Annotated in this window: 12 protein-coding genes; 4 read left to right on the top strand and 8 right to left on the bottom strand. The window is 60.5% G+C overall.

What is annotated here, in order from left to right:
• Positions 1–101: 101 nt before the first annotated feature.
• Positions 102–1445, bottom strand: coding sequence for a metalloprotease PmbA (gene pmbA, locus G5182_RS15610; RefSeq protein WP_227341538.1), 1344 nt, complete (start codon positions 1443–1445; stop codon positions 102–104).
• A gap of 115 nt (positions 1446–1560) precedes the next feature.
• On the opposite strand from pmbA, the gene yjgA reads away from it, so the two are divergent.
• Both yjgA and G5182_RS15600 read left to right on the top strand, forming a co-directional pair.
• Positions 1561–2085, top strand: a complete 525-nt coding sequence (yjgA, locus tag G5182_RS15605) for a ribosome biogenesis factor YjgA (RefSeq protein WP_005336359.1) — start codon at positions 1561–1563, stop codon at positions 2083–2085.
• Between the two features lie 392 nt (positions 2086–2477).
• A complete protein-coding gene (locus G5182_RS15600; RefSeq protein ID WP_216952729.1) occupies positions 2478–3254 on the top strand; it encodes a gamma-glutamyl-gamma-aminobutyrate hydrolase family protein in 777 nt (258 codons plus the stop codon).
• Between the two features lie 3 nt (positions 3255–3257).
• On the opposite strand, the gene G5182_RS15595 is transcribed toward G5182_RS15600, so the two are convergent.
• Complete coding sequence (locus tag G5182_RS15595; protein WP_227343122.1) at positions 3258–3641, bottom strand: hypothetical protein; 384 nt, start codon at positions 3639–3641, stop codon at positions 3258–3260.
• Between the two features lie 145 nt (positions 3642–3786).
• Between G5182_RS15595 and G5182_RS15590 the strand changes: the two genes are divergently transcribed.
• Together G5182_RS15590 and G5182_RS15585 are read left to right on the top strand one after the other, a co-directional pair.
• Positions 3787–5313, top strand: coding sequence for a mechanosensitive ion channel family protein (locus G5182_RS15590; protein ID WP_227343124.1), 1527 nt, complete (start codon positions 3787–3789; stop codon positions 5311–5313).
• Positions 5314–5358: 45 nt separating this feature from the next.
• A complete protein-coding gene (locus G5182_RS15585; protein WP_227341539.1) occupies positions 5359–5757 on the top strand; it encodes an STY0301 family protein in 399 nt (132 codons plus the stop codon).
• A 76-nt stretch (positions 5758–5833) separates the two neighbouring features.
• Here the strand turns inward: G5182_RS15585 and G5182_RS15580 are convergent, their stop codons facing one another.
• From G5182_RS15580 to lptM, 6 genes are all read right to left on the bottom strand, one after another.
• Positions 5834–6544, bottom strand: coding sequence for an HAD-IA family hydrolase (locus tag G5182_RS15580; RefSeq protein ID WP_227341540.1), 711 nt, complete (start codon positions 6542–6544; stop codon positions 5834–5836).
• A 32-nt stretch (positions 6545–6576) separates the two neighbouring features.
• The gene (xerC, locus tag G5182_RS15575) at positions 6577–7554 is read right to left on the bottom strand and encodes a tyrosine recombinase XerC (RefSeq protein WP_227341541.1); all 978 of its coding nucleotides are present in this window, start codon (positions 7552–7554) and stop codon (positions 6577–6579) included.
• Positions 7547–8227, bottom strand: a complete 681-nt coding sequence (locus G5182_RS15570; RefSeq protein ID WP_421254518.1) for a DUF484 family protein — start codon at positions 8225–8227, stop codon at positions 7547–7549. Before G5182_RS15570 ends, xerC begins: the two co-directional genes overlap by 8 nt.
• A 91-nt stretch (positions 8228–8318) precedes the next feature.
• The gene (gene dapF, locus G5182_RS15565; RefSeq protein WP_005336371.1) at positions 8319–9149 is read right to left on the bottom strand and encodes a diaminopimelate epimerase; all 831 of its coding nucleotides are present in this window, start codon (positions 9147–9149) and stop codon (positions 8319–8321) included.
• A 250-nt stretch (positions 9150–9399) separates the two neighbouring features.
• On the bottom strand, positions 9400–10650 hold the full coding sequence (lysA, locus tag G5182_RS15560) for a diaminopimelate decarboxylase (RefSeq protein ID WP_064335261.1): 1251 nt from the start codon (positions 10648–10650) through the stop codon (positions 9400–9402).
• A gap of 32 nt (positions 10651–10682) precedes the next feature.
• Positions 10683–10859 carry an LPS translocon maturation chaperone LptM gene (gene lptM / locus G5182_RS15555; RefSeq protein ID WP_019444858.1) on the bottom strand — a complete coding sequence of 59 codons (177 nt, stop codon included), beginning with the start codon at positions 10857–10859 and terminating at the stop codon, positions 10683–10685.
• Between the last annotated feature and the right edge of the window lie 52 nt (positions 10860–10911).

Genomic DNA, 10911 nt, shown 5'->3' with positions numbered 1-10911 from the left:
CCCCGATGCGGTACATAGGGGGTTCTGAGTAGATAAATGCTAGTTGAAAATGTGTAAACCTATTTCAGGACTAGACAATATCTATCTCGCTGCAGCGGCGATCAGTGACCCGCCAGCTTCATATTCTCTACCAGCACCGAGCCGGTCTTGAGACTGGAGCGCTCATCCTCGTCACGGCCCACCGCCACGATGTGGCCGAACATCTCGGCCAGATTGCCGGCGATGGTGATCTCCTCGACCGGATAGGCTATCTCGCCATTCTCGACCCAGAAACCGGCGGCGCCGCGGGAGTAGTCGCCATTGACGATATTGACCCCCTGCCCCATCAGCTCGGTCACCAACAGGCCGGTGCCCATCTCTTTCAGCATGCCCTGAAAATCCTGGCCGGTATTGGAAACCTGCCAGTTGTGGATGCCACCAGCGTGACCCGTGGTGGTCAACCCCAGCTTGCGAGCGGAGTAGGAGGTAAGCAGCCAGCTCATCAGCTCGCCGTTACGGATGATATCCATATCGCAGGTACGCACCCCTTCCCCATCAAACGGAGTACTGGCGAGCCCGCCAAGCAGGTGAGGGAACTCCTGAATGGTGAGCCACTCTGGCAGGATCTGCTTGCCCAACTTGTCGAGCAGGAAGCTCGACTTGCGATAGAGGTTGCCCCCGCTGATGGCCATTACCAGATGGCCCCACAGGCCGGAGGCAGTATCGGGGTGGAACAGCACAGGGGCATGGCGGGTAGAAATCTTGCGGGCGCCGAGACGGGAGACGGTACGCTCCACCGCCTCGTCGGCGATGCGCTGCGCGCTCCAGAGCCCGTCGAGGGAACGGCTGGAGGAGTAGCCGTAATCCCGCTGCATGTCGCCATCCTGCTCGCCGATCAGCACGCAGCTCAGGGAGTTACGCGACGCCGCGTAGCCTTTGACGAAGCCGTGGCTGTTACCATAGACCTTGATGCCAAGATGGCTGGAGAAACCGGCACCGTCGGAGTGCTTGATACGGACATCGCGACCCAGAGCGAGTCGTTCGCACTCGATGGCCAGATCGATGCCGCGCTGGGGATCCAGCTCGATTTGGTGACACAGTTGCAGGTCGGGGGCATCCCAGGCCAGCAGCTCGGCGTCCGCCAGACCGGCGCAATCATCCGCCGAGGTGTGGCGGGCAATCTCGATGGCCGCTTCAACGGCGGCACGAATGGCGGGTTTGCTCAGATCGGTGGTCGAGGAAGATCCCTTGCAACCATCGCGATAGACGGCGATGCCGAGGGCGCCATCCTTATTGAATTCAATGCTTTCCAGTTCACAACCCCGGGTGTTCACCGACAACCCGGTCTGCTTGCTGATGGAGACTTCGGCCAGCGAGGCGCCCAGTCCTTTGGCTATCTCCAGGGCTTCGGCAACCACGGCCTCGAGATGGGCTTGATCCTGGCGGATTTGGTCTTGCTGATCCATAACTCACATCTGTATGAAAGAAGGAAAGGGGGGGTAAGCATATCAGACCCCTGCGCCCAGCGGGAGAAGCTGGTAACATATCCACCAAACGTGAATGACAGGAATCAAGAGACCGATGAGTCAATATCAAGACGACAACGAGTTCGAAGACTGGGGCCCCAGCAAGAGCCAGCTCAAGCGCGATGCCGAAGCATTGCAGAAAATGGGGGAAGAGATCGTCTCCCTCAGCCACAGCGAGCTGGAAAAAATCCCGTTGGATGAAGAGCTTGCAGAAGCTGTCGAGCTGGGTCGCAAACTCAAGCCGAAGAAGGATGAGTCCTTCCGTCGCCATCTGCAGTTCATCGGCCGCCTGATGCGCAGCCGCGATATCGAGCCGATTGCCGAAGCGCTCTCCATCATCAAGAACCGTCACTCCACCGTGAATGCACGCCTGCATCGCCTGGAGCAGTGGCGCGAGCGCCTGATCACCGAAGGTGACAGCGCCCTCAACGAGCTGATGTCCCAGTTCCACGAGCTGGATCGCCAGAAGCTGCGCCAGCTGATCCGCTCCGCCAACAAGGAGCGGGAGCTGAACAAGCCGCCGGTCGCCTACCGCGAGATGTACCAGTATCTGCGCGGCGAGATCGAAGACCTGCTGTGACCCCCGAAACACGCCTCCCCTTGCGGAGGCGTGTTTATCTTGATGCCTTTTCCCCTACCCCCTCCCTGTGCGTTTAATATATCCACCACTCTGGTGTTCCTGGCATACATCCCTATCCGTTTTTCCCAGTAAAATCGCCACTAAAGAACCATTCAAAACTATCGCATTAACAATTTTGCATCATTTTGTTTGACATATTGAACAGCCTTGGCAGACTGGGGAGAGGATCCAGGCTGTCGCTGCCGAGGCTGACCGACGATTCGATTCTGCCACCCGGTAAGACGCGGGATCCCATGACCATACCTTGAGGCATGCCCTTGCCCAGCCGATGTGCAAGGGTCTGCCCAAGGTGCAGGATGAGACTTCAACGCCAGGGATAATCAGGGTGTTCTATGCCAAATTCCATACTCGTCACCAACCGTAAACCCGTCGTGCTGATGACCATGGGGGCCCAGCCCCGCAACGGCCACGCCTATCAGGTAATGACCCACAAATACATCATGCCGCTGGTCGAGATCAGCGGCTGTGTCCCGCTGCTGGTGCCCACCTGCTGTGGCACCGCCGATCTGGAGCAGTATCTGGATCTGGCTGACGGCATCTATCTGAGCGGCGCCGGCTCCAACATCGATCCGGCGCTTTACGGACAGGAGAACCTCACCCCGGAGAAACAGCAGGACAGGGATCGCGACCTGTTCGATCTGCCCCTCATTAAGGGAGCCCTCGCCCGTGGCATGCCGATCCTCGGGATCTGTCGCGGCATGCAGGAGATCAACGTGGCACTGGGCGGAGATATCCACCAGAAGGTCTACACCGAACCGGGTTATGACGATCATCGGGAAGATGCCGACGATCCGGTCGACGAACAGTATGGGCCAAGCCATCAGATTGAGCTGCTGCCGGGCAGCTGGTTTGCCGAACTGATGGGGGCTGAACAGATACCGGTCAACTCCCTGCATGGACAGGGGCTAAACCGTCTTGGTGATGGCCTAGAGCCGCTGGCCCATGCCGAAGATGGACTGGTCGAGGCCATCCATGCCCCTACCCTCTCCCCTTTCCTGCTGGCAGTACAGTGGCACCCGGAGTGGAAAGCCAGCGAGAATCCTCACTCCATCAAGATCTTCCAGGCCTTTGGTGACGCCTGCCGACGCCGTCAGAGAGATAATCGTTAACGCTTATTCACCAAATCCTCGCGCCTTGAGCTTGGGCAATCCGCCCCGCTCGGGGCGCAGGGTACGGCAAATATCCATCCCCTTGAGCCCACGCTGGATATGGTCAGGCGAATGGCCAAACACCATGCCGTTGCTGCGGTAGAGGTTGTTGTCATCCAGCTCGAACTTCTCGCCGCCGATCAGCAACTGCTCGCGGCCATTGACCGTATCACCCCGTTTGATGGGCACCTTCATATCGCTCAGCACCTCGCCGGTGGCACACCCCTCGCGCCAGCGCGCCTCGCTGGAGAAGGGGGTAATAGCTATTTCACGCCAGGAGCCATCCCGGAATTCGACCCGATACTTCTCGACCAGCAGATCGCAGCCAGCCAGTGGCAACAGGGCCATCAAACAGATGATTTTCTTTGAAAATTTCACTCAATCGCACTCCTTTGCCCGGTTCTGCACAGGATAAATAAATTGCTGCCCCAACGCACCATTTCCCCGTGCCGGAACGGCTATGCTGGAAATAAAACCATCACAAGGGGCCGTCATGTTCAGCGACAACCTCACTGCGCTACCCACACTGATATGGATCCGCGAACACCCGTTCTGGACCCTGCTCACACTCTCTCTGATGCTGCTCCACTTCTGGCGCCGCCCCGGGCAACGACGGGAGCTGCTCTCCGAGCTCAGCTTCGTGATGATAAGCACTGTCGTGATCCTGCTGATCCAGTTGGAAGGGGGCTGGTTCAAACTGCCGCTGCCCCATCAATTGCTGATCGAGATCTCCACCCTGCTGGCGGGCCTGATATTGGTAAAAGTGTGGGGGATACTGCTGTTCGAATTTCTTCTGCCCCTCTGCCAGATCCGCATCCCGCGGATCATCGCCGACATCGTCATCACCATCGGCTATATCGGCTGGGGTCTGTTTCGCCTCTACGCCTCCGGCATGGCGCTCGGGGAGATAGTCACCACCTCGGCGGTGATCACCGCGGTCATCGCCTTCGCCATGCAGGATACTTTGGGCAATCTGCTGGCCGGGGTCTCCATTCAGCTCGACAACTCCATCGCCATCGGGGACTGGCTGCAAGTGGACACCACCCAGGGCCGGGTAGTGGAGATCAACTGGCGTGCCACCACCATCGAGACCCGCAACTGGGAAACTGTGGTCATCCCCAACAGTCATCTGCTCAAACAGCGCTTCACCGTGCTCGGGCGTCGCCGTGGCGAGCCGCTGCAGTGGCGACGCTGGGTCTGGTTCGATCTGACCCTGGATACCCTGCCGACCCAGATCATCGCCCTGATCGAGAAATCCCTGCGAGAGACCAAGCTCCCCTGCGTCGCCAAGCATCCGCAACCGGATTGCCTGCTGATGAATGTCGAGGGGGGGATTGCCCGTTATGCGGTGCGCTACTGGCTGACCGATCTGGCTCGCGACGATCCGACCGACTCCATGGTACGCAGCCTGATCGATGCCGCCCTGCGTCGCAACGATCGCCGTCTTACCCCACCGATCTTCAATGTCTTTATGGCCAAGGAGAAGCAGCACCTGGATGCCCGCCACAAGCGCCACACCGCCGAACGAACCGATACCCTGCGCAAGCTGCCGCTGTTTGCCATGTTGCAGGAGGATGAGCTGATCAGACTGGCGGACCAGGTGAAGTTTGCCCCCTTTGTCAGCGGTGACATCATGCTGGAGCAGGGTGAGGTCTCCAGCTGGCTGTTCGTACTGGTCAAAGGTGAAGCCGAGATGCTGATTAACTTGGAAGGGAAAGAGTTGAAACTGGGCACTCTCGGCGCAGGTGACTTCTTCGGGGAACTGAGCCTGCTCACCGGCGAACCCAGTACCTTCACCGTGCGGGCGGTGACCACCGTCGAAACCTATCGCATCAATCAGAGCATGTTCCAGGAGCTGGTCGCCCAGCGCGAGTCACTGGTCGAGCCCCTCTATCGAGTACTGAGTGACCGTCAGCAGGAGCAACAGGCACTGCTGGAACGAGAGGCAGAGTCAATGAAACGGCCACCACAACAGCTTGATCTGCTTGATAAACTGATGAAGCTGTTCGGGGACAGATGACGTAGCATGGCATCTTGTTGAGGACGTGAAGAGAGAACAGCAGCCATGTTACTGACAACCCTGGCCCTTGCCGCCAGCCTGCAATTTGATTGTCCTGCCACCATCGAGACTCGCCAGCAGCTGCTGACCCCGCAGCAGGGCTGGCAGGCCGTGACCCGCAACGACAACGGCAAACCTGGCGAGCGCCTCACCCATCGGCTGGATCGTCTCTCCCTGTTTGACGGAAATCCCGATGAGCGGGTTCAGCTCAAACCGGATAATGGCGACAGCGACGAGATCCACTACTGGAGCCAGCTCGATGGCAGCCTGCGCCCACTCTATCTGGTCTGCCGCTATCAGAACAGCGCCATCACCCTGCAGCAGGCGCTGCCCGTCGGCATCAGTTACTGCCGCGTCAACCAGCGCGACCGCTACACCCTGCTCGGGCTGGTTTGTCGCAAATAGCGGGCGTAACCCCTTGCCATATATCGCTATTCGATGACAGCCATTACCGCCTGAGCCGGGCCACCCGCCAGCGCCATCAGAGCAGCAGCTCAGCCAGATCCTCCAGAGCCGTCAGCTCCACGTCCGGCAACAGTTGCAGCCGTTGCCACGGTTGCTGCCGTTCGTTGAGCCAGGCGGCGCGAAAGCCGTGCAAACGGGCCCCCAGCACATCGGTCTCGGGATGATCCCCCACATGGAGGATCCGCTCCGCTGGCAGCTTGAGGGCGCTGCGGGTCTGCTCAAACATATCCGGCGCCGGTTTCATTCTGGCGCCCGCCCCCGCCTTGCAGACCAGCGTGAAGTAGCGATCCAGCCCTGCCTGAAGCAGATCCAGATTGCCGTTGGTGATCACCACCAGCGGATAGCGTTCGGCCAGTCTGGTCAGCAGCTGATGAGTGGACTCGCTCACCTCGATCTTCGAGCGCTCTGCCAGAAACGCAGCAAACACCTGCTCCGCCTCGCGGCTGGCCTGCTGGTCGGCCATCCCCCCCTCGACCATGGCGGTACGGATGGTCTGCTGGCGCGCCAGGCTGACATCGTGGCGCAGCTCGGGCCGAGCCATCAACACAGCGCGTTTTAGCTCCAGCCAGCGCGGCTTGTCGAGCATGGCGGTGGCCAGATATTCGCTGCGCAGATGGTTCAGCATCCACTGCTCGGCGCGCACGATGGCGGGGCCGTTGTCATAGAGGGTGTCATCGAGGTCAAACGAGATGGCAGCAACCGGCTGCCAGCGGCGATAGAAGTGCATGGACTCTCCTCTGCAACGGGGCTCAGGGCCCGTTATTCATCGTCCTGTGCATCCGGGTCACGCTTGGCCCTTGGGTGAGCGCTGTCGTAGACCTTGGCCAGATGCTGGAAGTCGAGGTGGGTATAGATCTGGGTGGTGGAGAGGTCGGCATGTCCCAGCAGCTCCTGAACCGCCCGCAGATCGCCGGAAGACTCCAGCATATGGGTGGCGAAGCTGTGGCGCAGCTTGTGGGGATGGACGTGGGCGTTGAGCGCCTGCTTGTTGCCCCAGCCATCGAGGCGAGCCTGCACCGAGCGGGCCGACAGCCGCTGCTTGCGGCTGGAGACAAACAGCGCCTCGCTCTCATCCCCAGCCAGCAGCGGGCGCACCTTGAGCCACTTCTGCAGCCACTCGACCGCCATCCGGCCGATGGGCAGCACCCGCTCCCGCGAGCCCTTGCCGGTCACCTTGAGCTGGCGGTCGTCGAGCTTCAGATCCACCAGATTGATCCCCACCAGCTCGGCCAGACGCAGCCCTGAAGAGTACATCAGCTCCATGATGGCGCGATCCCGCACCGCCAGCGGATCCTGCTCGTCGGTGATGTTGAGCAGCTGGTGCATCTCGTCCACATCGAGGTTTTTCGGCAGCGGCCTCCCCTGTTTGGGGGTGACGATGCCACGGGCCGGATTGGCGGTCAGTCGCCCCTGCCGCACCTGCCAGTCGCAAAAGCTGCGCAGGGCCGAGACCTTGGTGGAAAGGGAACGAGGAGCAAGGCCCGCCTTGTGCATCCGGGTCACCAGAGTGCGCACCTGACTCGCCTCAAGCCGACCCCAGTCAGTGAGCCCCAGGGCTACCAGCTCGGCGGTCATCGCCTCCAGATGGGCTTGATAGTTATTGCGGGTATGAGGGCTGAGCTGACGCTCGACCCTCAGGTATTCGATAAAGGCCGCCAGCTCGTCCGCCAGTGCCGCGGGCAGTGGCGGTGTGACGACGGGAGCTTTGGCGGGCGCCCTGGCCGGTGTTCTAGCCATGAGTCAACTCGGGCAGACGCAGTTGCAGCAGGCGCCCCAGTTGGCCCAGCAGCAGGGTGTCGTTGTGGGGAGTAAAGTGGCCGGGATCCGAGCTGGCGAAGGCCAGCACACCGAGATCGCCGAGCCGCATCAGGGCCACCGAGTTGACCAGCACATCGTGGCCAAACAGCGCCTGCTTCTCGCTCTGGCTCAGGCGGCCAAAGTAGTAATCCTGCCCCGGCAGACGCTGACCCAGCAGGGATTCGAGCTGCTTGCCCTGTGCCAGAAAGCGCTGCTCGGGCCCGCTCAGGGTAAACTTCTTGGGATTGAGCCAGAGCCGCAGCCCGGTCAGGCGCAGCCGCTGGACAAAGGCCTTGCCCATCACGGCACTCACTTCGAACAGGGTCTGGCAGCCGTACAGCTCGCCGTAGAGATCGGCATAGACCCGGAATATGCGCTCGTTCTCGCTGGCGATCTCCATCAATTCGGTGATCTCCTGCTCCAGCTGTTCGATCCGCTCGCGCTGGCGCTCCAGCTGGCGCTCGACCAGCGAGACCGACCCTTTGCGTTCATGGGGAATGCGGATCCGGTCCAGCACGGCGGCATGGCGTTGGAAAAACTCGGGATAACGGGCCAGGTACTCCAGCACAGTGGCTTCATCCACCGATTGCTCCTGCCGTTTGAGTTCGCTCATAAATTGGTTGATCCATCAGAGAAATGGGACTCGCGGCCCCGACATCATGGGCAAAGGGGGCCAACGCCCCCCGTACCTGAACCTTTATCGGCTAAACCTCTATCTGGCCGTCAAACACATGCTCGGCGGGGCCTGTCATGTAGACCGGCTGGCCCGGCCCCTTCCAGGCGATGGTCAGCTTGCCGCCCGGCAGACTGACGGTGACCCGCTCCTTGAGCTTGCCCTGACTGATGCCAATCACCGCCGCCGCACAGGCACCGGTGCCGCAGGCCAGGGTCTCGCCACAGCCCCGCTCGAATACACGCAGCTTGATCTCGGTAGCATTGACCATCTCCATGAATCCAACGTTGACCCGCTCGGGAAAACGCTCGTGGCGCTCCATGATGGCACCAAGCGTCTCGACCGGCGCATCGGCGACCGAAGGCACCTCGATGACGCAGTGGGGATTGCCCATGGAGACCACGCCACACATCACGGTATGCTCCTGCGCCCGCAACAGATAGGTTTTTTCCGCCTTCTGGGCCCGGAACGGGATCTTGCCCGGCTCAAACTGGGGAACCCCCATGTTGACCGTGACCTGATTCTCCCCCTCCAGCTGCAACACGATGCGACCCCGGGCGGTACTGACCGCGATGCGATCCCGGTTGATCAGCCCCTTGAGACGCACGAAACGGGCAAAACAGCGGGCACCGTTGCCACACTGCTCCACCTCGCTGCCATCGGCATTGAAAATGCGATAGTGAAAGTCGAGTTCAGGGTCATAGGGCGGCTCCACCAGCAGCAGCTGGTCAAAGCCGATCCCGAAGTGGCGATCTGCCAGCTTCTTGATGACGTCATTGCTGAAAAATACCTTCTGGGTGACGCCATCCACCACCATGAAGTCGTTGCCCAAGCCATGCATCTTGGAAAAATCTATCAACATCGTGCATTCCTGTGCTGTTAGGGCTGTAAAAACTCACCGTCAACCACTATGAAGTCGTTGTCCACAGCCCCATGCATCCTGGAACAATCTATCAACATCGTGCATTCCTGTGCTGTTAGGGCTGTAAATACTCGCCATCAACCACTATGAAGTCATTGGCCACAGCCCCATGCATCCTGGAACAATCTGTCCACATCGCGCACTCCTGTGCTGTCAGGGCTGTAAAATTCTGTCATCTCTATCTACTGCATCAGGGCAGCAGGTGCTCACCGCGCCAGAGATCGGCCAACTGCTCACGCTCGCGGATCAGGTGCGCCTCGGCACCGTCCACCAGCACTTCGGCTGCCCGCGGACGGGTATTGTAGTTGGATGACATGGTAAAGCCGTAGGCTCCGGCCGAACGCACCGCCAGCAGCGACCCCTCGGCGATGGCCAGAGTGCGCTCCTTGCCGAGGAAGTCGCCGGTCTCGCACACCGGGCCCACCACGTCATAGAGCGCGGGAGCATGACCGGCACGGCTATCCACCTCGATGATGTTCATCCAGGCGCCGTAGAGCGAGGGGCGCAGCATGTCGTTCATGCCGGCATCGATCAGCGCGAAGTTGCGGGTCTCGCCAGGTTTCAGATACTCAACCCGGGTCAGCAGCACGCCGGCGTTGGCGACGATGGCGCGGCCCGGCTCGAACAGCAGGGTCAGGTCCCGCCCCGCCAGCTTCTGCTTGAGCGCTTCGGCATACTCGGTCGGGTGCGGTGGCTGCTCGGAACCATAGTTGACCCCAAGACCGCCCCCCACATCCAGATGGTGGATATGAATCCCTTCTGCAGCCAGCCCGTCGATCAACCGCAGCAACTTGTCAGCCGCTTCCATAAAGGGATTCAATTCAGTGAGTTGCGAGCCGATATGGCAATCCACCCCGACGATCTCGATGTTCGCCATCGCGGCCGCCTTGCGATAGATAGCGGGCGCCAGCTCGATGGGAATGCCGAACTTGTTCTGCTTGAGGCCGGTGGAGATATAGGGGTGGGTACCGGCATCGATATCCGGATTGACCCGCACCGAGACGCGAGCCTTCTTGCCCATGCTGCCCGCCACCCGATTGAGGCGCTCCAGCTCGGCTTCCGACTCCAGATTGAAGCAGAGGATCTCTTTATCCAGCGCGAGGCGCATCTCCGCTTCGCTCTTTGCTACACCGGAGAAGACCACCTTGGCCGGATCACCGCCCGCCGCAAGAACCCGCGACAGCTCGCCACCGGAGACGATGTCAAACCCCGAGCCCAGACGGGCCAGCAGGTTGAGCAGCGCCAGATTGGAGTTGGCCTTCACCGCATAGCAGATCAGATGGGGAATATCGCCAGCGGCCTTGTCGAAGGCGTGCCAGTGGCGCTCGAGGGTCGCACGGGAGTAGACGTAAAGCGGGGTACCGTACTGCTCGGCAAGCTGTTGCAGCGAGGTTTGCTCGGCCTGAAGCTGGCCGTCGGCGTCGTAGTTAAAGTGATCCAAGGGGGCGGTTCCTTCCTAGAATGTGTGCGGCATTAGTGCGGCGCGGCCTCGGTGGCAGCCTCAGTGGTCGCAGGCGGTGCTGCTTGCGGTGTACTCTGGCTCTGTGGCTGCTCGGGGGGCGGCATATAGAGCGGCCCCTTCAGACCGCACGCGGCCAACCCGAGGGACAGAAGAGTGGCAAGCAGACACTTGGTGAACTGGGTGATCATAATGGTTCGCTGCGAAAAAATTTTTGGCCCTCTATAATCGCACTCACATTGT

The sequence above is a fragment of the Aeromonas sp. 600948 genome (genome assembly GCF_049174875.1).
Lineage (GTDB): Bacteria > Pseudomonadota > Gammaproteobacteria > Enterobacterales > Aeromonadaceae > Aeromonas > Aeromonas veronii_A.
The sequence above is the reverse complement of the archived record's forward strand: the minus strand, read 5'-3'. Positions and strand labels throughout refer to the sequence as shown.

Excerpts from the sequence above, each read along its gene's own strand:
- G5182_RS15585 (WP_227341539.1), top strand. The coding sequence starts at position 5,359 with ATGTTACTGACAACCCTGGCCCTTGCCGCCAGCCTGCAATTTGATTGT.
- G5182_RS15595 (WP_227343122.1), bottom strand. The coding sequence starts at position 3,641 with ATGGCCCTGTTGCCACTGGCTGGCTGCGATCTGCTGGTCGAGAAGTAT.
- dapF (WP_005336371.1), bottom strand. The coding sequence starts at position 9,149 with ATGTTGATAGATTTTTCCAAGATGCATGGCTTGGGCAACGACTTCATG.
- pmbA (WP_227341538.1), bottom strand. The coding sequence starts at position 1,445 with ATGGATCAGCAAGACCAAATCCGCCAGGATCAAGCCCATCTCGAGGCC.
- yjgA (WP_005336359.1), top strand. The coding sequence starts at position 1,561 with ATGAGTCAATATCAAGACGACAACGAGTTCGAAGACTGGGGCCCCAGC.
- G5182_RS15590 (WP_227343124.1), top strand. The coding sequence starts at position 3,787 with ATGTTCAGCGACAACCTCACTGCGCTACCCACACTGATATGGATCCGC.
- G5182_RS15600 (WP_216952729.1), top strand. The coding sequence starts at position 2,478 with ATGCCAAATTCCATACTCGTCACCAACCGTAAACCCGTCGTGCTGATG.
- G5182_RS15570 (WP_421254518.1), bottom strand. The coding sequence starts at position 8,227 with ATGAGCGAACTCAAACGGCAGGAGCAATCGGTGGATGAAGCCACTGTG.
- lptM (WP_019444858.1), bottom strand. The coding sequence starts at position 10,859 with ATGATCACCCAGTTCACCAAGTGTCTGCTTGCCACTCTTCTGTCCCTC.
- xerC (WP_227341541.1), bottom strand. The coding sequence starts at position 7,554 with ATGGCTAGAACACCGGCCAGGGCGCCCGCCAAAGCTCCCGTCGTCACA.
- G5182_RS15580 (WP_227341540.1), bottom strand. The coding sequence starts at position 6,544 with ATGCACTTCTATCGCCGCTGGCAGCCGGTTGCTGCCATCTCGTTTGAC.